The organism is Rahnella sp. P4_A8 (assembly GCF_056402435.1).
On the sequence record NZ_JBFUHK010000012.1, the window covers coordinates 97,262 to 117,009 of the forward strand.

Sequence of the window (19,748 nt, forward strand, 5' to 3'; positions counted from 1 at the left end):
GCGCTTCTAAAGATATGTGGGTTTTTTACTCATTTCCCAAGCGTTTCTTCCCCCGATTATCAATTAATAATAATTCCGATACAGAGGATCTATGCACAGCAAAACGTTGGCAAATCCAGGCCCGCTCGGGTTGATGGGATTTGGTATGACCACTATCTTATTGAATTTACACAATGCAGGCTTTTTTCCCCTGACAGCAGTGATTGTCAGTATGGGGATTTTTTATGGTGGTTTGATTCAGATTCTTGCCGGGATGATGGAATTTAAAAAAGGGAATACGTTCGGCACGACCGCATTCACTTCTTATGGCGCATTCTGGTTAAGCCTGGTCGGCATCCTGATGCTACCGCGCATGGGCATGGCTGAAGCCAGCAGCGAAAGCTTCCTTGGCGCTTACCTCGGCATCTGGGGCGTGTTCACCTTATTCATGTTCTTTGGCACCCTGAAAGCAAACCGCGGTTTACAGATCGTTTTCGGCAGTCTGGTTATTCTGTTCGCGCTGTTGTGCTTCGGTAATATGACCGGAAACACGGCGGTACTGCATTTTGCCGGTTTCGAAGGGATCTTCTGTGGCGCCAGCGCGATTTATCTGGCGATGGCCGAAGTGCTGAACGAGCAATATGGCCGTACCGTTTTGCCGGTCGGTGAGCCGAAAAACCACGCTCCCCAGGTTGACGCGGTTGTGGCATAAGCCCCCTCAGCCAGACGCAAAAAGCCCTGCGATGCAGGGCCTTTTTATGCATAAAACGAAATCACTGGCCGGAAGTTGCGCCTTCGGCAAATTTCTCTGTACGGATCGTTTCGCTGTTCAAATCGCGGCTAAGGTAAATACCGGTCAGCAAGCCAATCACCGACAAGGCCAGCACATAATAAGCCGGAGCCATCGGCGTCAGACGCATAATCAGCGTGACGAAGACCGGAGTCAGGCCGCCGAAAATCGCGTAGGCCATGTTGTATGAGAAAGAGATGCCGGTAAAACGCACTTCCGCCGGGAAGGCCCGCACCATCACATAAGGTACTGCGCCGACCACACCTACGCTCAACCCCGCCAGCGCATACATGCCCATCAGCACCGAGGCATCAGCCGCGACCATATGATAGAAAGACCAGCTGCAAATCCCGAGGAAGAGGCTGCCGAAAATAAAGGTTTTGCTGGCACCGAGGCGATCAACAATGCTTCCCGAGATAATGCATCCAAACATCAGCGCTACTGTAGCCAGACAGTTGGCCTGTAATGCGGCTGCCGCCGGAATGCCGAATTGCTTCTGCAACCAGGTTGGCGTCATCAGGATCACCACCACGATACCGGCGGATAACAGCCAGGTCATCAGCATCGATACCACGATTTCTTTTTTATGATTGGCCACGACAGATTTCAACGGCAATTCTTCCGCCAGCGCCTTATGCGCTTTCATTTCCATAAAGACAGGCGTTTCCTGTAACCATCGGCGCAGATACATCGCGATCAGACCAAAAATGCCGCCGATGAAAAACGGAATACGCCAGCCGTACTGACTGATGGTCGCTGGCGTCAAGCTGGTGTTCAGTAAAGTTGCCACCAGAGAACCCAGCAGAATCCCCAGGGTTAAACCGGCGGTGAGGGTGCCGCAGGCGAAACCGATGCGGTTACGTGGCACATGTTCAGCGACAAACACCCACGCGCCCGGCACTTCGCCGCCGATCGCCGCGCCCTGTAACAGACGCATCAGCAGCAGCAACAGCGGTGCTGCCATGCCAATCGAGGCGTAGGTTGGCAACAGCCCCATTGCCAGTGTCGGTAAAGCCATTAATAAAATACTCAGGCTGAACATGCGCTTACGGCCAACCAAATCACCGAAGTGCGCCATGATGATACCGCCCAACGGGCGCGCCAGATAACCGGCAGCGAAAATACCAAAAGTCTGAACCTGACGCAGCCAGTCGGGCATATTGGCCGGGAAGAAGAGATCGCCAATTACCGCAGCGAAAAAGACGAAAATGATGAAATCGTAGAATTCGAGGGCGCCACCCAGTGCCGCCAGGGAAAGCGTTTTGAAGTCCTGCCGGTTCAACCGGCGCGATTGTGTGTGTTGCATAGGATACCGTCAGACACCAGAGTAAAAAATGGAAAAAGGTTTTGCCACCTTATGTAAAGTAATCCTTACTATAGCGGCAAATATTTTTCACACCAGTGGTGTCTGACGCTTAACGTCGCTAAATTTCAAAAAGGAACTGTATTCAGTTTTTTATCTCGCGGCGGGCACTTTTCGGACGGAAAGCTGCTACCACCTCATCATGCGTTTCAACGTAAGGTCCGTCGAGCAACTGGATGCAATAGGGCACACTGGCAAAAATGCCGGAAACAATCACTTTACCGTCGGCATCTTTCAGTCCTTCCAGCGTTTCCTGAATAGATTTCGGCTGACCAGGTAAATTCAGGATTAAAGCCTGTTTGCGGATCACCCCAACCTGACGTGACAAAATTGCCGTCGGTACAAAGTGCAGGCTGATCTGACGCATCTGTTCGCCGAAACCGGGCATTTCACGATCGGCAACAGCCAGCGTGGCATCCGGTGTGACATCCCGGCGCGCAGGCCCGGTTCCCCCGGTGGTTAACACCAGATGGCAGCCGCTTTCATCAACCAGTTCACTGATAGCCTGTTCAATCAAAGGCTGCTCGTCCGGGATCAGCTTTTTCTCCAGCTTAAAAGGCGTAATAAGCGCTTTTTCCAGCCATTCTTCCAGTGCCGGAATACCTTTGTCCTGATAAACACCGCTTGAGGCGCGGTCCGACACTGATACCAGACCAATCCGTAATGTATCCATGCTATTTCTCCACAGCATTTTTCTTCGTAGTCACAGCACTCAGTATATCGGTAACCGGCCGGTGGTTTTATCGCAGGCACAAAAAAAGCGGCTGATTAGCCGCTTTATGCTGGAACTGAATGCTGATTACAGCAGGTCAGAAATCATTTTTTCCAGTTTACCCTGGTCGATTGCAAACTTACGGATGCCGTCAGCCAGTTTATCGATCGCCATTGGATCCTGGTTGTGCTCCCAGTAGAACTGAGATTCAGTCAGTGGCGCAGGACGTGGCTTGGTTTCGCCGGAGAAGGACAGTTTACGTTCCAGCGGGCCTTCGCTTTCTGCCAGTTCTTTCAGCAGTGCAGGGGCGATGGTCAGACGGTCACAGCCAGCCAGTTCGATGATTTCACCGATGTTACGGAAGCTTGCGCCCATCACGACAGTTTCGTAGCCGTGTTGTTTGTAGTATTCGTAGATTTCGGTTACGGACACAACGCCCGGATCTTCATGCGGTGCAAACTCTTTTTTGTCACCATTGGCTTTGTACCAGTCAAGGATACGACCAACGAACGGAGAAATCAGGAACACGCCCGCTTCAGCACAAGCACGCGCCTGAGCGAAGGAGAACAGAAGGGTCAGGTTACAGTTGATGCCTTCTTTTTCCAGTTTCTCTGCAGCGCGGATGCCCTGCCAGGTAGAAGCCAGTTTGATCAGGATACGGTCGTTGGTGATGCCCGCATCGTTATACAGTTTGATCAGGCGTTTGGCTTTGGCCACGCTCGCGTCAGTGTCGTAAGACAGACGGGCATCAACTTCTGTTGAAATGCGGCCCGGAACCAGTTTCAGAATTTCCAGACCGATGTTTACTGCCAGTTTGTCAGCGGCATCAGTAATCTGCTGGTCGTGATCGCTGCTCTGGTCACGTGCCCAGGCGATTGCTTCGTCGATCAGTTTACGGTATTCAGGAATTTGCGCAGCGCTGAGGATCAGTGACGGGTTCGTGGTCGCATCCTGCGGCTGGTACAACTTCATTGCCGCGATATCTCCGGTGTCAGCAACAACCTGAGTCATTTGGCGTAGGGAAGTCAGTTTATCGGTCATTTTGGCATATCTCATCGTTTGGACGTTTTCGTATAGGCATTTTCATGCCTTGCCTTTGGCTGATGATAACATGCAAAAAGCCAGGCGCAAGGCGCATATCACGGCATGCTCGGCTACGAACATCTATGGATTTCTCACCTTCCAAAACACACAAAATTAGCCAAAATGCACATGTTACCCGTTCGATAAAACAGGTATGTTAGCCACCCAAAGTGGTCATTGCCCGCAAGCAAACAAATAAAAATGATGAAGGGCAAATCAACCAAGGACAATTTATGAACGACCTGCTGGATTTTTTCGATACTATTCTCTGGAGTTCAATCCTGATTTACCTGCTATGCGGCACCGGCATTTACCTTACGTTCCGTCTTGGTTTCATTCAGTTTCGTCACTTTGGCCACCTTTTCTCCCCCACTCTTTATAAGCGAAAACACATCACACGAGGTATTTCCCCGTGGCGGACGCTGTGTCTCAGCCTTGCATCGCGTATTGGTACCGGTAATCTCACCGGTGTCGCCATCGCCATTACGCTCGGCGGCCCTGGCGCTATTTTCTGGATGTGGATTATTGCAGTTTTCAACATGGCGACGGCAATGATAGAAAACACGCTGGCGCAGATTTACAAAGGCAATGTAGCCCATGAAAAATTTCGCGGCGGGCCGGCTGATTACATGGAAAAAGGGCTTGGAATGCGCTGGATGGGTATCTTGTTTTCCTTGCTGATGGTGATTTCCTGCGGCTTTATTTTCAGCGCCTTACAGGCCAATTCCATTGCTCAGGCTTCTTTCCATCTTCTGCATGTACCGGCGCTGTCCACCGCCTGCATTTTATCCGTGCTGGTCGCGATACTGATTTTTGGCGGTATACGCGCAATCACCTGGCTTTCGAAATGGCTTGTACCGCTGATGGCCTTCGCCTACTTGTTGCTGGCCATCTGGGTTATTGGTCATCACATTGAAAAGTTGCCACAGGTGCTGGCGCTGGTATTCAAAAGCGCCTTCGGCTTACAGCAGGCCGCTTCCGGCGCACTGGCGTATGGCGTGACACAGGCCATTACGCAGGGCATGCAACGCGGCGCCTTTGCCAGCGAAGCCGGTGTCGGCTCTTCACCCAATGCAGCGGCGATGGCGGGCGTAAGCCACCCGGCCATGGTGGGGTTCAGTCAGATGTTTGCCGTCTTCATCGATACCATGGTGATTTGTACCGCAACCGCGCTGATCATCCTGACGTCAGGAGCCCTTGATCAACCTGACGCCCCGGTTGGCATCCGGCTGATACAGCAATCGATTATGCCGGTAACCGCAGGCTGGAGCCATGTGGTTCTGGCCATTCTGGTCTTCTCTTTTGCGTTCACGTCGATTGCCGGAAACTATGCCTATGCCGAAAACAATCTGAATTTCTTTCACGGTTCTTCGCCCGTTAAATTACTGATTTTCCGGTTGATGGTCATCAGCATGGTGTTCTGCGGATGCCTGATGGAATTACAAGTCCTGTGGAAACTGGCCGATATCGTCATGGCGCTGATGGCAATACTCAATCTCACCGCACTGTTGCTGCTTTCGGGCATCGCGGTCAGCGTGGTGAAAGATTATGAACGCCAGCGACGGATGGGGAAAACGCCGGTGTTTAATCCTGATCACTACCCTGAATTACGCGGTCAGCTCCAGCCCGGCGTCTGGGATAAAAAAATGCCTCCGCGCTGATTTCCTGCGCTTTTACCTATCGATATCATGCCTCCATCGCAGTGACTTTTTTGCTACAGTAAGGCAACAAAAATCCTGAATGTGAACCGTCACTGACCAACGGACGAGACTATGCTGACCATTATTTCACCTGCCAAAACGCTCGATTACGAAAGCCCGCTTGCGACAACGCGCTATACCCAACCGGAGCTGCTGGATAAATCCAGCCAGCTGATTACCGTGGCACGTAAAATGTCTCCTGCGCAGATTTCTTCACTGATGGGGATCAGCGACAAACTGGCCCATCTGAACGCCGAACGTTTTAATGACTGGCAGCCGGATTTCACGCCGGATAACGCCCGTCAGGCCTTGCTGGCCTTTAAAGGCGATGTGTATACCGGTCTGCAGGCAGAAGATTTCAGTGAGAAGGATTTTGATTTTGCACAGAAACATCTGCGGATGTTGTCAGGTTTATACGGCCTGCTGCGTCCGCTGGATCTGATGATGCCTTACCGTCTGGAAATGGGTATCCGTCTGGAAAATCCCCAGGGCGCGAATCTGTATGCCTTCTGGGGAGATTTGCTGACCGAAAAACTCAACCAACTGCTCAGTGAACAAAAAAGCAAAGTGCTGGTGAATCTGGCGTCTGATGAATACTTCAAAGCGGTGAAACCCAAACTGCTGGATGGCGAAATCATCAAGCCGGTATTCCTCGACGAGAAGAACGGCAAATACAAAGTCATCAGCTTCTACGCCAAAAAAGCGCGCGGCCTGATGAGCCGCTTTATTATTAAAGAGCGTCTGGATAAGCCGAAACAGCTTCAGGATTTCAATCTGGAAGGTTATGAATTTGATGAATCACGTTCGCAGGGCAATGAACTGGTGTTTACCCGTCCTGAGCGCTGATTGACCTGATCTGCGGATACAAAAAAGCCCTCACGAAGAGGGCTTTTGCCTGTCTGAAACACAATCTTTATTCAGGCAGCGCCATCAGGAATGCACGCATCTCGCTGAAATCAGCCGGAAGATTATGCGACAACAATGGCAGGTCAGCGCGATCCGCCAGTTCTTTCGGTAAACCGATGTCCTGATCCAGAATCGCTTCCACGCTTTCCTTGAATTTTGCCGGATGCGCCGTCCCGATGAACAGGCCGAACTCGCCCGGTTGCAGCTGGTCACGCAGTACACGGTAAGCAATTGCCGCGTGAGGTTCAGAGATATAACCGATATTGGCCAGCTCGCGCATCGCGTCTTCGGTGGTGTCATCGCTGACCGCACCGAAGCCCAGATCTTTCAGCTGCCAGGTTTTACGACGATACAACTCTTCCACACGCGGCCAGTTGTTTGGCTGGCTGACATCCATAGCGTTCGACAGAGTCGCAACGGTTTTCTTCGGTTCCCACTCGCCGTTAGACAGGAAACGCGGCACCGTATCATTGGCGTTGGTCGCCGCAATAAAGCGTTTCACCGGCAGGCCGAGGGATTTCGCCAGCAGACCGGCTGTCAGATCACCGAAGTTACCGCTTGGTACGGAAACCACCAGCTGATTGCGCGCTTCCTGAGGCAGTTGGGCAACCGCTTCAAAGTAGTAGCAAATCTGCGCCAGCAGTCGGCTGATATTGATGGAGTTAGCTGAGTTCAGTTTCAGCGCGTGTTTCAGTTCTTCATCATCAAACGCCTGTTTCACCAGCGCCTGACAGGCATCAAAGTCGCCGTCGATAGCGACGGTATGAATATTTCCGCCAAGCGTACAGAACAGTTTTTCCTGCAACGGGCTGATTTTGCCGCGCGGATACAGAATCACCACACGAACATTTTTCAGACCGTGGAACGCATGTGCCACTGCCGCACCGGTATCACCGGAGGTCGCGGTCAGAATAGTCACCGGCTGATCGCCAGATACCTGAGTCAGGATCTGCGCCATGAAGCGGCCACCGAAATCTTTAAAGGCCAGGGTCGGGCCGTGGAACAGTTCCAGACAGGCAATGTCTTCTTCCACTTTGGCAACGGGTGCCGGGAAGGCAAACGCATTTTTTACACGCTGATATAATTCTTCTTCCGGAATTTCATCGCCGATGAAAGCAGAAAGAATTCGGCTGCTGCGGGTGACGAAATCCAGTTCCAGCAAGCGATCAATTTCGGTCAGTTCAAACTCAGGCAATTCCAGCGGGAAGAATAATCCCTGCTGTTTTCCAAGACCTTGTTTGACGGCCTGAGCAAAGCTGACCTGCTCGTTGTGATCCTTCAGGTTGTACAGTTTCATTAGTTATCCCAATAAATTATCGAGTTATCCCAATACCCGCGCGCCCGCGGTATCAAGACGACAAATATGAACAAAGCCTTCGTCATTTTGCAGATAATGCGTCTGCAACCAGTCAGCCATACGTTTCGCTGTCGCACTGTCGTTGCACACCGCGAACAACGTCGGGCCGGAACCGGAAATCCCGCAAGCCAGCGCACCAATTTCTTCTGCGGCGCTGCGGGCTTCGGCAAAGCCCGGCAGCAGACGGGTGCGGTAAGGTTCAGCAATCACATCTTTCATCAGTTTTGCGGCCAGCGCAGGTTGCTGAGTGTGGCAGGCATGAATAAAGCCCGCCAGATAACGTCCGTGGCTGATGCAATCCTGACGGCGATACTGCGCAGGTAAAATGGCACGCGCCTCGGCCGTCGAGACTTTAATCCCCGGATACGCCATCACCCACAGCCAGTCATCAAAGCCTGGCACGTCCTGGCTGATGATATCGAGTTCTTCCAGCATCAGTTGAATGCCGCCTAAATAGCATGGCGCCACATTATCGAAATGTACGCTACCGGAAATCCGCCCTTCCAGCTCGCCCATCAGCAACAGCATCTGGTTTTCATTCAGCGGCTTACCGCAAAACTCATTCATCGCCATCAGACCGGCGACCACCGAACAGGCGCTGGAGCCCAGACCTGAGCCGATCGGCATGTTTTTTTCCAGCGTCATCGCCACCGGCACTTCTTTGCCGATTTCCTGACAGAAACGCTGCCAGCACTGATAAACGATGTTGTCTTCCATGCGATCCGGCAGTTTAGACACAAACTTGCCTTCGTTTTTCAGACTGAACACTGTGGCCGCCTCAACGGAAACACAGTCGCCCAGCAGCGTGCCATCCACCGGAGACACGGCCGCGCCCAGAACATCGAAGCCTACGCTGACGTTCCCGATTGAAGCCGGGGCATACACCTTAACCATATTAAACTCCTAACTTCCATGACAGCGTTCTCAAAAGATCGGCAAACACACCTGCCGCCGTCACATCATTACCGGCACCGTAGCCACGCAGAACCAACGGCAACGGCTGATAATAGCGGCTGTAAAACGCCAGCGCATTCTCCCCATTTTTTACTTTATAAAGCGGGTCATTACCATCGACGGCATCGATTTTTACTTTGCATTGTCCGTCTTCGATAGCACCAACATAACGCAATACTTTACCTGCGGCGGTGGCATCCGCAACACGCCTGGCAAATTCGGCATCCAGTTCCGGCAGACGCGCCACAAATTCATTCACAGTGCCTTCGCTATTGAAGGACGGCGGCAGAACGGATTCCACGTCAATATCCGTCAGCTCCAGTTTGTAACCGGCTTCACGCGCCAGGATCAGCAATTTACGGGCAACGTCCATACCGGACAGATCATCACGCGGATCCGGTTCGGTATAGCCCATCTCTTTCGCCTGCAATGTTGCAGCAGATAACGACATGCCTTCATCCAGCTTACCGAAGATGAAGGACAGCGAGCCGGAGAGGATGCCGGAGAAACGCATCAGCTCATCACCGGCATTCAGCAGGTTTTGCAGGTTTTCGATGACCGGTAAACCCGCGCCGACGTTGGTGTCATAGAGGAATTTACGGCGTGAACCATCCGCCGCTTTACGCAACTGATGGTAGTAATTCATGGAAGAAGTATTGGCCTTTTTGTTCGGCGTTACGACGTGGAAACCGTCGGCAAGGAAATCGGCGTATTGATCAGCCACTTCCTGACTGGAAGTACAGTCAACAATCACCGGATTCAGCAGGTGGTATTCTTTCACCAGACGGATCAGACGTCCCAGATTCAGCGGCTCTTTCGCGGCACCCAGTTCATCACGCCAGGTTTCCAGCGCAATGCCGTGAACGTTAGTCAGCAATGCGCGGGAGTTGGCGATGCCGCAAACGCGCAGATCAATATGTTTGGTTTTCAGCCACGCTTGTTGACGGCGGATCTGTTCAATCAACGCCCCGCCCACGCCGCCTACGCCGATCAGGAAGACTTCGATAACCTGATCTGTGTTGAACAGCATCTGGTGGCTTACGCGCACACCGGTGGTCGCATCGTCGTTATTGACGACCACCGAGATAGAACGTTCAGACGACCCCTGCGCAATCGCCACGATATTGATATTGGCGCGCGCCAGTGCCGAGAAGAATTTCGCCGAGATACCGCGCAGGGTACGCATGCCGTCGCCGACGACAGAAATAACCGCCAGCTTCTCCATCACATCCAGCGGCTCAAGCAGACCGTCTTTCAGCTCCAGATAGAACTCGTCTTCCAGCGCTTTACGGGCGCGTTCCAGTTCGCTTTGCGGCACACAGAAACTGATGCTGTATTCAGAAGAAGACTGGGTGATCAGCACCACCGAAATGCCTGAACGGGACATCACCGCAAACACGCGCGCCGCCATGCCGATCATCCCTTTCATTCCCGGACCGGAAACGTTGATCATCGCCATGTTGTTCAGATTAGTGATGCCTTTCACCGGCGTATTATCGCCGAGGCTTTCGCTGCCTATCAGCGTGCCTGGCGCCTGCGGGTTGGTGGTGTTTTTAATCAGGCAAGGGATCTGGAACTGGGCAATCGGCAGGATGGTACGCGGATGAAGCACTTTCGCACCAAAGTACGACAGCTCCATCGCTTCCTGATATGACATGGATTTCAGTAAGCGGGCGTCCGGCACGATGCGCGGATCGCAAGTATACACACCGTCGACGTCAGTCCAGATCTCACAACAGTCGGCACGTAAACAGGCAGCCAGCACGGCGGCTGAATAATCGGAACCATTACGTCCGAGCACCACCAGTTCGCCCTGTTCGTTACCGGCAGTGAAACCGGCCATCAGCACAATGTGATCGGCTGGAATAGCGCTGGCGGCGATACGCCGGGTGGATTCGTTGATGTCCACAGTCGATTCAAGGTAATGCCCCTGCGCGAGCAGTTTTTCGACCGGGTTAATGACGGTGACGCCAAAACCTTTGGCAAGGAACACCGCTTCCATAATAGCGATAGAGAGCTTTTCACCACGACAGATGATGGAGGCATTTACGCTGTCCGGGCATTGTCCCAGCAGGGTGATGCCATGCATCAGCTGTTTCAGCTGAGCGAATTCGTGATCGACAAACGCTTTCACTTTCGGCAAATCAAAACCCGGTTGCGCGGCCGCCAGGCCGGTTATCAGCTGACCAAAAATGTTTTCCGCATCACTCATGATGGTCTGAATGTCCTGCCCTGCGACAGTTCGTTCAATCATAGCAACCAGATAGTTGGTGATTTTGGCAGGCGCGGATAATACCGTCGCGACCTGTCCCTGACGTGCATTGCTTTCCATAATGTCCGCAACCCGCAAGAAGCGTTCTGCGTTTGCTACCGAGGTCCCGCCAAATTTCAACACTCGCATTTCTGGTTCTCTCCTGAAGCTCTCGTTTAAATGTAAAAAAAAAGCCCGCACTGGTTAGGTGCGGGCTTTTTTTCTTTTTCCTGTACGCGTCAGCCCGCCCCGTTACCTGTGGTATCGGTGGTGGTAATAATTGTTGTGTTCAGGCTGATGATTCGCATTTTTATTTTCTGTCTGTCTTTAGGTTTGTACTCTGTCTGCCTCTATTAGCTAAAGCATAAGGCACAATAAGTCAATTTTTTTCTATTTTCGGCAGGTTAATCACGGACAGAATGAAATGGATAATTATCTGCCTTTAAAAGCATTTCCAGTACGATCGATAACTCTGCTATCACCGCACCGGATATCGAACTGTAGCGGTAAGGATTCCCCTCACATCATTGGGTCAGTTTTTTTTCGATGTCATGTAGCAAAGTATGCAGCATTGCCGCATCGCGCTGCTGCAAAAGACCGAGACGCTGATGCAGCCAGTCGGACAATTTCTGGTCATCTTCTGCCCCGACATTTTCCAGTAATCGCCCGACCCGTGCACGCAATGCCGACAACTGTCCCGCTTCGGCATTTTCAGGTTTCACTGAGGTCACCTGATTGAGAGACGATAACTGATAACAGAATACCATCACGGCCTGCCCCAGATTCAGCGACGGGTAATCCGCCACCATCGGAACGCCGGTCAGCACATCAGCCAGTTCCAGCTCTTCATTGGTCAGCCCGGAATCCTCACGGCCAAATACCAGCGCAGCGTGATTCACCCACTGGCTTTTCTCTTCAAGCTGCACCTGCAATTCCTGAGGCGTGCAGTAATAGTGAAATTTAGCCCGGCTGCGGGCCGTCGTCGCGACAGTAAAATCAATATCAGCCAGGGCTTCTGCCAGTGTGCTGAAATGCAGAGCATTTTGCAGGATGTCCTGCGAACCATGTGCCACCCAACCGGCTTCCGGCTTGAGATGTGCCTCGCTGTCCACAATACGCAAGGAAGCAAAGCCCATGGTTTTCATTGCGCGGGCTGCCGCACCGACATTTTCCGGGCGAGCCGGTGACACTAAAATAATATGAAGTTGCATATGACGCCTTTGCAGGAAGGAAAAAGAATTTGCCGCCTGTATTTCAGCGATGAAATTTTATCCTGTTTCAGACCTATTCATCGTTTATATTCTTCACAAGAACTTAACAGTCGACTTGATATATTCCTTTATTTTATCGGAAAAGCTTAACCGGGAGGTAAAAAAGCTGCTGGCAGGGTTAAGCACATTCCCTTAAAAAATTAGTCATTATTTTTCATATGGATATATAATAATGATACATACAGATTTTGCATTTATCTTGGGTTTCCTGAGGATTAGCTGAATCGTGTACAATAAAGGCCGAAATGTGACTCAAACGTGCATTCTTGTAAGTGTTTTTCACTGTTCTGTTACCGTGCTACAATTGAACTTGATATATGTCAACAAACCGTAATTTTGTTGGGTGGTAATTTCGACACTCGCTGTTATATTGCTGTTAATAGGGTTAGGATATGCGCCGCTTTAGGACCCCGTGGAACTGCAGAAAGTGGAATCCCTGACCGAGCTTGCGATGTTGTTGCCGTTGATGGAAATTGCATCGAGAACGCATTTACGTACTTTAGTCATGTAACGAGTGAGATGGCCAATAAGGCATCAAAATTCATTGGGATATCAAGGACTTCTGTACTCCTATTTTCTATTTGTTGGCAATCTTAGGTAGCAATCATGCAGACCCCTCACATTCTGATCGTCGAAGACGAGTTAGTGACACGTAATACGTTAAAGAGCATTTTTGAAGCAGAAGGCTACATGGTGCATGAAGCCAATGATGGCGCTGAAATGCACCACATTCTGTCCGAAAATGATATCAATCTGGTTATCATGGACATCAACCTGCCAGGCAAAAATGGCCTGCTGCTGGCACGCGAACTGCGTGAACAAGCCAGCGTTGCTTTGATGTTCCTGACCGGCCGCGACAACGAAGTTGATAAAATTTTGGGTCTGGAAATCGGCGCTGATGACTATATCACCAAGCCATTCAACCCGCGCGAACTGACCATCCGCGCACGCAATCTGCTGTCCCGCACGATGAACCTGGGTACTACCGGTGAAGAACGTCGTCTGGTTGAAAGCTACAAATTCAATGGCTGGGAACTCGATATCAACAGCCGTTCGCTGATAAGCCCGCAGGGCGAACAGTATAAGTTACCGCGCAGTGAATTCCGCGCCATGCTGCATTTTTGTGAAAACCCGGGCAAAATCCAAACCCGTGGCGATTTGCTGAAGAAAATGACCGGCCGTGAGCTGAAACCTCATGACCGTACTGTTGACGTGACTATCCGTCGCATCCGTAAGCATTTCGAAGCGACTCCGGATACGCCGGAAATCATCGCCACTATCCATGGTGAAGGTTACCGTTTCTGCGGTGATCTGGAAGACTGATACAGAAGGTTGCCAACCGCTCTGCAGTCGATGTGATAAAACGTAAAGGCCAGCGAAAGCTGGCCTTTTGATTTGGATCCCTTGGTGAAACTCAAGGCTCAGCATGTCCCCACGGAATGATCGGCACCGCGCTGAGGGCATTTTTAGGTGAACCGTCCACGACTTTATCGGAATAACTCAGGTAGATAAGCGCATTACGTTTTTCATCATAAAAACGCACCACCTGCAGCTTTTTAAACACCAGAGAGGTACGTTTCTGGAAAACTACAGTGCCTTTGTCTTTGCCCTGCTTAATCTTATCGCTGAGCTCGATAGGTCCTACCTGCTGACAGGAAATCGCCGCATCCGATGTATCTTCGGCCAGACCTAATCCGCCCTTGATGCCGCCGGTTTTTGCACGACTGATATAACAAGTTACATTTTTAATATCAGGATCATCAAAGGCCTCGACCACAATTTTATGGTCCGGACCGAATAATTTGAAGACGGTATCCACTGATCCCACTTGCTCTGCACGCGCTGCTCCAGAACAAAAAATAAACATCCCAAATACAAAAATCCAACATTTATTCATTAAGTTACTCCACGTCATCAGCATGACGTTGTTTTCTAAAGAAACCACAATCAGAAAGCGTGCATTCACACTTTCGGAATGAAATACTCTGTAACACCTGTAAATAGCACAGATAGCCAAAAAAATCTTAAGCAGTCTTATCGGGAAAAAGTTGCTATTATGCCGCCCATCATTCTGTGCATTTATCTTAGTTCAACGAGGACGATCTATGGATCAAGCAGGAATCATTCGTGACCTTCTTAGCTGGTTAGAAACCCATTTAGACCAGCCCTTGTCACTCGACAATGTCGCAGCCAAGGCCGGCTATTCCAAGTGGCACCTGCAGCGCATGTTTAAAGACGTCACGAATAATGCCATTGGTGCTTATATTCGTGCCCGCCGCCTGTCGAAAGCGGCTGTCGCTTTGCGTCTCACCAGTCGCCCGATATTAGATATCGCCCTTCAGTACCGTTTTGACTCCCAACAAACGTTTACCCGGGCTTTCAAAAAACAATTCGCACAAACGCCGGCATTGTATCGTCGTGCTGAAGACTGGCATTCGTTTGGTATTTGCCCGCCTATCCGACTGGGTGCATTCATTCTGCCGCAACCGGAGTATGTCTCATTACCAGAACAGCATCTGATCGGCATGACGCAAAGCTATTCATGTACGCTGGAGCAAATCACCACGTACCGCAACGAGATGCGTCGTCACTTCTGGCGTCAATATATTGGGGAAGCGAAAACGCTGCCGCCCATTCTTTATGGCCTGCACCATTCACGTCCAAGCCAGGAGAAAGATGACGAGCAGGAAGTATTGTACACGACAGCGCTGGAAGCTCAGCACCTGCCGGAAAACGTTGAAGGTCAGCCTATTGTGTTGCAGCACGGTGAATATGCCATGTTCCACTACAATGGCACGCCGGAACGTTTGCAGGAATTTATTCTGACGTTGTACAGCACCTGTCTGCCAACATTGAAACTGACCCGCAGAAAGGGACAGGATATCGAACGCTTTTACACGAATGGCCATGCCCCCGGCACTGCGCCAACCGAAATACAGTGTGATTACCTGATCCCAATCCGCCGCTAACGCCTTCTGGCGTTAGCGTTGCAACTCGTCTAACGCGGGCAGATCAAGATGTGAGACATCGCCCGCCGTTTCCACAATCCATCCATTTGCCAGCCAGGCGCTTTGCTGGTGATCAACACGCGACAGCGAACAGTTACGCAGACGCAGACGGCGTTCCGCATAGGCAGGCAAGCCAAGGATCGTACTGATCAGACAGCCCAGCGCAATACCGTGGCTGACCAGCAGCGGCTTGCTTCCCGCCGGTAAATCCAGACAGCTGTCGAGCGCGGCACGCATACGCACGGCCAGTTCAGTCATCGTTTCACCTTCGGGGATGCGCCCTTTGGGTGAACCATCAACCATCTGCTTACGCCATATTTCTTCCTGCTCCGTCAGACCATCCAGAATACGTTCTTCCAGCACGCCCATGTGCAGTTCGCGCAAACGTGGCTCATTGATCACTTCACACCCGCAGGCATCAGCGATAATCTGCGCCGTGTGGCGGGTACGTCCTAAATCACTGGTGATAACGTGAGTGATCCCTTCTTTACGCACGCGCTCAGCAACCTGACGGGCCTGGTAAAGACCTTTAGCCGTCAGCGGGCTGTCTGACTGCCCCTGAATACGGCGGGCGGCGTTCCATTCTGTTTCGCCATGACGGACGAGATATACCTGTAACATGAGTGTTTTCCGTTATACTGCGTGAAATTTGCTAAAGGATGCTAAAACTCTATGTATCATGTTGTCGCTGCAACCACTAACCCGGCAAAAATCAAAGCTATCGCCATGGCTTTTGAAGACATTTTCGGCGCTGAGGCATTTCGCATTGAAGGCGTTGATGTCGACAGTGGTGTTCCAAATCAACCTATTGGCAGTAATGAAACCCGTACCGGGGCACGCCATCGTGTAATCGGTGCGCGTCAGGTTCGTCCCGAAGCAGACTTCTGGGTCGGCGTGGAAGCGGGTATCGAAGACAATATGACATTCGCCTGGATGGTGATTGAGAATATGCACCAGCGCGGCGAATCACGTTCAGCCAGTTTAATGTTACCTGAAATCATTTTACAGGGGATCAACCAGGGCAGTGAATTGGGGGATGAGATGGAAAAACTGACGGGTATCGCAGAGGTGAAGCGTAAAGGCGGCGCCATCGGCATTTTTACCGCCGGGAAACTGAACCGCACCAGCGTTTATCATCAGGCACTGGTGCTGGCTTTAGCGCCTTTTCATAACCCGGTTTATCAAACCCGCGCCCAGACCCATTAAAATTTCAGACTGAAACGGGCACTTCATTCGCCCGTTTTGTCTGCCAGCAGTTGCCCGCTCAACCAATCCTTTAGCGCTGCCGGAGCCGTTTTCAGGCCATTCGATCCCCGGGTTATCGTAGCGATACCGGCACCCAGCTGGCTTTTCAGTTCGCGCTGACTCATCTCTCCCCGCATCAGCTCCTGAATAATGCGTACCCGCGTTCCCAGCGCCGCACGTTCGTCGGGCGTCAGAAGCAGTTGCAGCAGATCCTGATGCAGATTTTCAGCAAAAGATTGCTGTAGCAGTGCCAGAAAGCACTGCCAGTCCTCATTGCCTTGTTGGGAAAGAGCAGGGTCAGTGATGGGTCGTTGATTCATGATTGGGCTGCCATACTATTAAACTAGTACAGCAGCTTATCATAAACGATACGGGATCAGTAACGCCTCTGCCATTCGGCATCCGTCAAAATCTTGGCCGGTTGATGTAAAAAATAGCGATAAAATGCATCATATGCCAACACATTTTTAACATATCGGCGAGTTTCGGAGAAAGGGATACTCTCAATGAACGCGACCGAATCCACCCTGCCCGCGCTGTTGCCCAGCCAGGTATTCACACGGGAAGGCCCGGCGTTGTAAGCAGCGCTGGATAAAATACGGTTGCGGCCAAACATCTGATAGACATATTCCAGATAGCTGGTGCCGATGGTGATGTTCATTTGCGGATCCAGTAGCTGAGCCGGATTGCTGTAACCCTGCAAACCAAACATATCCACGGTATGTTGCGCTGTCGCAGGCATCACCTGCATCAGACCAGAGGCTCCTACCGGCGAACGGGCTTTCGGGTTCCATGCGCTTTCCTGACGGGCAATCGCCATCGCGTAGCTTTGCGTGATGCCTTTGTCATTGGTCGCACGGCGGAATTCATCCGGCCACGCCAGCGGGAAACGTTCTTCAAGATAATCCCAAAGCTTGCCGGTAATGGTCGCCTGCACGCTGAGATCGGGCCATTTCTGCTCGAAAGCGTAACGCGCCAGTGCCGACTGCTGAGATTCAGAACGACTGCTGACCAGATAGCTCCATTCAGTGCGTGCAAGATTGTCCATCTGCCAGTACATCAGTTCACGAACGCGGGCGACTTCCGGCAATTTCGCAATGCTGGCATCAGGCTTCGCAGCCACAGAAATTTGCATCGGATAAGCAACATTCAGCTTTTGCGCGGCGGCCATCGGATAGAATCCCCGCCCCTTCATCAATGTGCGCAGCATCGCTTCACCTTGTGAGCGCTGACCGTTGTCGATCATCACTGACGCACGCCAGTACTGCCATTCATCTTCCTGCAGGGCATCCGAAGGTAAACGATCCAGCCACTGTCTCAGTCCCTGACGATCACCGGCGGCCAGCGCCATACGAATCCGACGCTCCACCAGCGTGGTGGAATGGCTGCGCAGAATAACGTTATCGCGCCATGCCGCCTGTTCCGGTGTGGCGTCGCTGCCCATATAGCGCCAGGCGACAGCTTCTTCCAGATCCAGACGTTCGCTGTCGCTCATCTTCTGCAGACGCACAAGAACGGGGATCATCGAACGGGCATTTTCCGCATCATCACGGGCGATACGCGCAAACGTAATGCTGGTGGCATTGCGGGTAAAATCAGTCGGCCCGACACTGCGCGCAAAGCTTTCAATGGTATTCGGGTTGTTTTGTAAATCCAGCAGCGCATCGCGCATGGTCTGGTAATCCGGCGGTAACTGCTTCGCCAGGAAGTTCACCAGATTCGTATTGCCGGTTTTCATCGCCAGGCCGATGCGTTGCAGCGTAGTCAATGCAGTCTGATTGCCTGCGCCCTGCCAGACGGAGAACAGCTTGTCGCAGGTATTCGGCAGTGACGTGCCGGTCAGCCAGATATCTTTCGCGCCATCAAACGCGGTTTTCTGATCGCCGGTCGCCCATTTGGCGTAATAGTAGTTGCAACGTGCAGCGACCGGTTTCGGCGGCTGCGGGCTGAAAGAGAGCAAACTGTTCCAGTCCTGACGACGCGCCAGCTCATTCACAAAGCGGGCCGGGAGGGAACGCGCAGGCGGCAATGTCGGGTTGGCTTTAACAAAGGCATTCACCTGCGCGGGCGTGGCATCGCCCAGTTCCTGCGTCAGTTGCCGGTATTCCAGATAAGGGTAAAGCGGATAATCTTCCAGCGTGGGCATCAGCTGACTGACGACGTCCAACTGATTGTTATCCCACGCCTGTTTAATCTGCATATAGTGCTGGCGTTGCGAGTCCAGCGAGTCAGCTTTCGCCACGCCCGATACTGTTACCAGCAACACGCTCATTGCCAGAGAGTGCCATTTGTCCACCTTGACCATACTTACCTTTATCCTCACGGGTTATGCCGAAACTGTTTTGCATTCTGTAGACAGCCACTACGCTAATCGATTCATTTTTAAAATTGAAGCGATGTGCGGACAGCATCACAAACTTTACACAGTGTGGTGCAAGCGACGGACAGTTACCAGACAGCGGAAGATCTATTTTCTGTCACAGAACGTGGCGGCGGGAATAATTTCTCAGGATTCAATATCCGCAATTAATTAGCGGGTATTACCCGGTAAAACGCCAATAGATAGCACCCTTACCATTTCAACCAAAATAACCACGCTGACAAAACTTAGATTTACTTACTTCAATTTACTTAGATATTTAATTCCTAAACAAACCCTAAATAAAGGGTAATTAATACCGAAATTCCTAAAGGACACATCCATCTGTTTTTAAAGAATTTTACCTATTAACGTTGATACAAAAAAAGTATTTATTGGCTCAGATCAAATTTATTCCCAGATAATTAATTATGATCACACCCTATTGTAAAATTGATTTTTTGATATTCACTATTTCGCCGTCAGGATTGAAATATTAATAGCAGCGCAGTTCATGGCTTATGGAAAGTATATGACTCACTCAACTTCATCTGTAAAAACGAATGCCAGCCCCTCTTCTTCTGTCGCGACAGAAAACAAAAACTGGTATCAGATTAGTGGTAACGACGCCATGCAGCGTCTGGGAACTGGCGAGAATGGCCTGACCCGGCACGATGCCAGCGAGCGTCTGAAAGAATATGGCCCGAACGCCTTACCGGARAAAGCCGCCAAAAGCGCCCTGATGCGTTTTCTGGCGCACTTCAATGATG

General features: G+C 51.3%; 19 protein-coding genes and 1 other annotated feature. Of the genes, 7 read left to right on the plus strand and 12 right to left on the minus strand.

The window, feature by feature from the left end; genetic code table 11:
- Positions 1-91: 91 nt before the first annotated feature.
- Positions 92-691: an acetate uptake transporter gene (gene satP / locus AC1DUO_RS09305; RefSeq protein ID WP_013577069.1), complete on the plus strand. Its 600-nt coding sequence runs from the start codon at positions 92-94 to the stop codon at positions 689-691.
- A gap of 61 nt (positions 692-752) precedes the next feature.
- Here the strand turns inward: satP and AC1DUO_RS09310 are convergent, their stop codons facing one another.
- The 3 genes from AC1DUO_RS09310 to tal form a co-directional block, all read right to left on the minus strand.
- Positions 753-2,075: an MFS transporter gene (locus AC1DUO_RS09310; protein WP_037033465.1), complete on the minus strand. Its 1,323-nt coding sequence runs from the start codon at positions 2,073-2,075 to the stop codon at positions 753-755.
- A 142-nt stretch (positions 2,076-2,217) separates the two neighbouring features.
- Positions 2,218-2,805: a molybdopterin adenylyltransferase gene (gene mog, locus AC1DUO_RS09315; protein WP_013577071.1), complete on the minus strand. Its 588-nt coding sequence runs from the start codon at positions 2,803-2,805 to the stop codon at positions 2,218-2,220.
- A gap of 126 nt (positions 2,806-2,931) precedes the next feature.
- Positions 2,932-3,885, minus strand: coding sequence for a transaldolase (gene tal, locus AC1DUO_RS09320; protein ID WP_013577072.1), 954 nt, complete (start codon positions 3,883-3,885; stop codon positions 2,932-2,934).
- 275 nt (positions 3,886-4,160) lie between these two features.
- On the opposite strand from tal, the gene AC1DUO_RS09325 reads away from it, so the two are divergent.
- Together AC1DUO_RS09325 and yaaA are read left to right on the plus strand one after the other, a co-directional pair.
- A complete protein-coding gene (locus AC1DUO_RS09325; protein WP_013577073.1) occupies positions 4,161-5,588 on the plus strand; it encodes an alanine/glycine:cation symporter family protein in 1,428 nt (475 codons plus the stop codon).
- A 111-nt stretch (positions 5,589-5,699) separates the two neighbouring features.
- On the plus strand, positions 5,700-6,473 hold the full coding sequence (yaaA, locus tag AC1DUO_RS09330) for a peroxide stress protein YaaA (protein ID WP_112197254.1): 774 nt from the start codon (positions 5,700-5,702) through the stop codon (positions 6,471-6,473).
- 67 nt (positions 6,474-6,540) lie between these two features.
- Here the strand turns inward: yaaA and thrC are convergent, their stop codons facing one another.
- From thrC to AC1DUO_RS09355, 5 genes are all read right to left on the minus strand, one after another.
- Complete coding sequence (gene thrC / locus AC1DUO_RS09335; RefSeq protein ID WP_119262119.1) at positions 6,541-7,830, minus strand: threonine synthase; 1,290 nt, start codon at positions 7,828-7,830, stop codon at positions 6,541-6,543.
- Between the two features lie 24 nt (positions 7,831-7,854).
- Positions 7,855-8,784, minus strand: a complete 930-nt coding sequence (gene thrB / locus AC1DUO_RS09340) for a homoserine kinase (protein ID WP_037033471.1) — start codon at positions 8,782-8,784, stop codon at positions 7,855-7,857.
- A gap of 1 nt (position 8,785) precedes the next feature.
- Positions 8,786-11,245: a bifunctional aspartate kinase/homoserine dehydrogenase I gene (thrA, locus tag AC1DUO_RS09345; protein ID WP_119262120.1), complete on the minus strand. Its 2,460-nt coding sequence runs from the start codon at positions 11,243-11,245 to the stop codon at positions 8,786-8,788.
- 34 nt (positions 11,246-11,279) lie between these two features.
- Positions 11,280-11,396, minus strand: a sequence feature (Thr leader region).
- Complete coding sequence (thrL, locus tag AC1DUO_RS09350; protein WP_071823645.1) at positions 11,335-11,403, minus strand: thr operon leader peptide; 69 nt, start codon at positions 11,401-11,403, stop codon at positions 11,335-11,337. Its footprint overlaps the feature before it by 62 nt.
- Before the next feature lie 216 nt (positions 11,404-11,619).
- Complete coding sequence (locus tag AC1DUO_RS09355; protein ID WP_013577078.1) at positions 11,620-12,306, minus strand: tRNA/rRNA methyltransferase; 687 nt, start codon at positions 12,304-12,306, stop codon at positions 11,620-11,622.
- A gap of 666 nt (positions 12,307-12,972) precedes the next feature.
- Between AC1DUO_RS09355 and arcA the strand changes: the two genes are divergently transcribed.
- Positions 12,973-13,689, plus strand: a complete 717-nt coding sequence (gene arcA / locus AC1DUO_RS09360; RefSeq protein ID WP_013577079.1) for a two-component system response regulator ArcA — start codon at positions 12,973-12,975, stop codon at positions 13,687-13,689.
- 91 nt (positions 13,690-13,780) lie between these two features.
- Here the strand turns inward: arcA and creA are convergent, their stop codons facing one another.
- Entirely contained in the window at positions 13,781-14,263 is a 483-nt protein-coding gene (gene creA, locus AC1DUO_RS09365) for a protein CreA (RefSeq protein WP_013577080.1), read from the minus strand.
- Positions 14,264-14,471: 208 nt separating this feature from the next.
- Here creA and robA point away from each other — a divergent pair, with 208 nt between their 5' ends.
- Positions 14,472-15,335, plus strand: coding sequence for an MDR efflux pump AcrAB transcriptional activator RobA (gene robA, locus AC1DUO_RS09370; RefSeq protein WP_013577081.1), 864 nt, complete (start codon positions 14,472-14,474; stop codon positions 15,333-15,335).
- Between the two features lie 12 nt (positions 15,336-15,347).
- Here the strand turns inward: robA and gpmB are convergent, their stop codons facing one another.
- Positions 15,348-15,995 carry a 2,3-diphosphoglycerate-dependent phosphoglycerate mutase GpmB gene (gene gpmB, locus AC1DUO_RS09375; RefSeq protein ID WP_013577082.1) on the minus strand — a complete coding sequence of 216 codons (648 nt, stop codon included), beginning with the start codon at positions 15,993-15,995 and terminating at the stop codon, positions 15,348-15,350.
- A 51-nt stretch (positions 15,996-16,046) separates the two neighbouring features.
- On the opposite strand from gpmB, the gene yjjX reads away from it, so the two are divergent.
- The gene (gene yjjX / locus AC1DUO_RS09380; protein ID WP_013577083.1) at positions 16,047-16,580 is read left to right on the plus strand and encodes an inosine/xanthosine triphosphatase; all 534 of its coding nucleotides are present in this window, start codon (positions 16,047-16,049) and stop codon (positions 16,578-16,580) included.
- A gap of 23 nt (positions 16,581-16,603) precedes the next feature.
- Here yjjX and trpR read toward each other — a convergent pair whose 3' ends face one another.
- Both trpR and sltY read right to left on the minus strand, forming a co-directional pair.
- Positions 16,604-16,939 carry a trp operon repressor gene (trpR, locus tag AC1DUO_RS09385; protein WP_013577084.1) on the minus strand — a complete coding sequence of 112 codons (336 nt, stop codon included), beginning with the start codon at positions 16,937-16,939 and terminating at the stop codon, positions 16,604-16,606.
- 56 nt (positions 16,940-16,995) lie between these two features.
- Complete coding sequence (sltY, locus tag AC1DUO_RS09390; RefSeq protein WP_173362118.1) at positions 16,996-18,915, minus strand: murein transglycosylase; 1,920 nt, start codon at positions 18,913-18,915, stop codon at positions 16,996-16,998.
- Between the two features lie 595 nt (positions 18,916-19,510).
- On the opposite strand from sltY, the gene AC1DUO_RS09395 reads away from it, so the two are divergent.
- Positions 19,511-19,748 (plus strand): cation-transporting P-type ATPase (locus AC1DUO_RS09395; protein WP_477987127.1); only part of this gene is annotated, 238 nt, incomplete at its 3' end.

Excerpts from the sequence above, each read along its gene's own strand:
- satP (WP_013577069.1), top strand. The coding sequence starts at position 92 with ATGCACAGCAAAACGTTGGCAAATCCAGGCCCGCTCGGGTTGATGGGA.
- AC1DUO_RS09310 (WP_037033465.1), bottom strand. The coding sequence starts at position 2,075 with ATGCAACACACACAATCGCGCCGGTTGAACCGGCAGGACTTCAAAACG.
- mog (WP_013577071.1), bottom strand. The coding sequence starts at position 2,805 with ATGGATACATTACGGATTGGTCTGGTATCAGTGTCGGACCGCGCCTCA.
- tal (WP_013577072.1), bottom strand. The coding sequence starts at position 3,885 with ATGACCGATAAACTGACTTCCCTACGCCAAATGACTCAGGTTGTTGCT.
- AC1DUO_RS09325 (WP_013577073.1), top strand. The coding sequence starts at position 4,161 with ATGAACGACCTGCTGGATTTTTTCGATACTATTCTCTGGAGTTCAATC.
- yaaA (WP_112197254.1), top strand. The coding sequence starts at position 5,700 with ATGCTGACCATTATTTCACCTGCCAAAACGCTCGATTACGAAAGCCCG.
- thrC (WP_119262119.1), bottom strand. The coding sequence starts at position 7,830 with ATGAAACTGTACAACCTGAAGGATCACAACGAGCAGGTCAGCTTTGCT.
- thrB (WP_037033471.1), bottom strand. The coding sequence starts at position 8,784 with ATGGTTAAGGTGTATGCCCCGGCTTCAATCGGGAACGTCAGCGTAGGC.
- thrA (WP_119262120.1), bottom strand. The coding sequence starts at position 11,245 with ATGCGAGTGTTGAAATTTGGCGGGACCTCGGTAGCAAACGCAGAACGC.
- AC1DUO_RS09355 (WP_013577078.1), bottom strand. The coding sequence starts at position 12,306 with ATGCAACTTCATATTATTTTAGTGTCACCGGCTCGCCCGGAAAATGTC.
- arcA (WP_013577079.1), top strand. The coding sequence starts at position 12,973 with ATGCAGACCCCTCACATTCTGATCGTCGAAGACGAGTTAGTGACACGT.
- creA (WP_013577080.1), bottom strand. The coding sequence starts at position 14,263 with ATGAATAAATGTTGGATTTTTGTATTTGGGATGTTTATTTTTTGTTCT.
- robA (WP_013577081.1), top strand. The coding sequence starts at position 14,472 with ATGGATCAAGCAGGAATCATTCGTGACCTTCTTAGCTGGTTAGAAACC.
- gpmB (WP_013577082.1), bottom strand. The coding sequence starts at position 15,995 with ATGTTACAGGTATATCTCGTCCGTCATGGCGAAACAGAATGGAACGCC.
- yjjX (WP_013577083.1), top strand. The coding sequence starts at position 16,047 with ATGTATCATGTTGTCGCTGCAACCACTAACCCGGCAAAAATCAAAGCT.
- trpR (WP_013577084.1), bottom strand. The coding sequence starts at position 16,939 with ATGAATCAACGACCCATCACTGACCCTGCTCTTTCCCAACAAGGCAAT.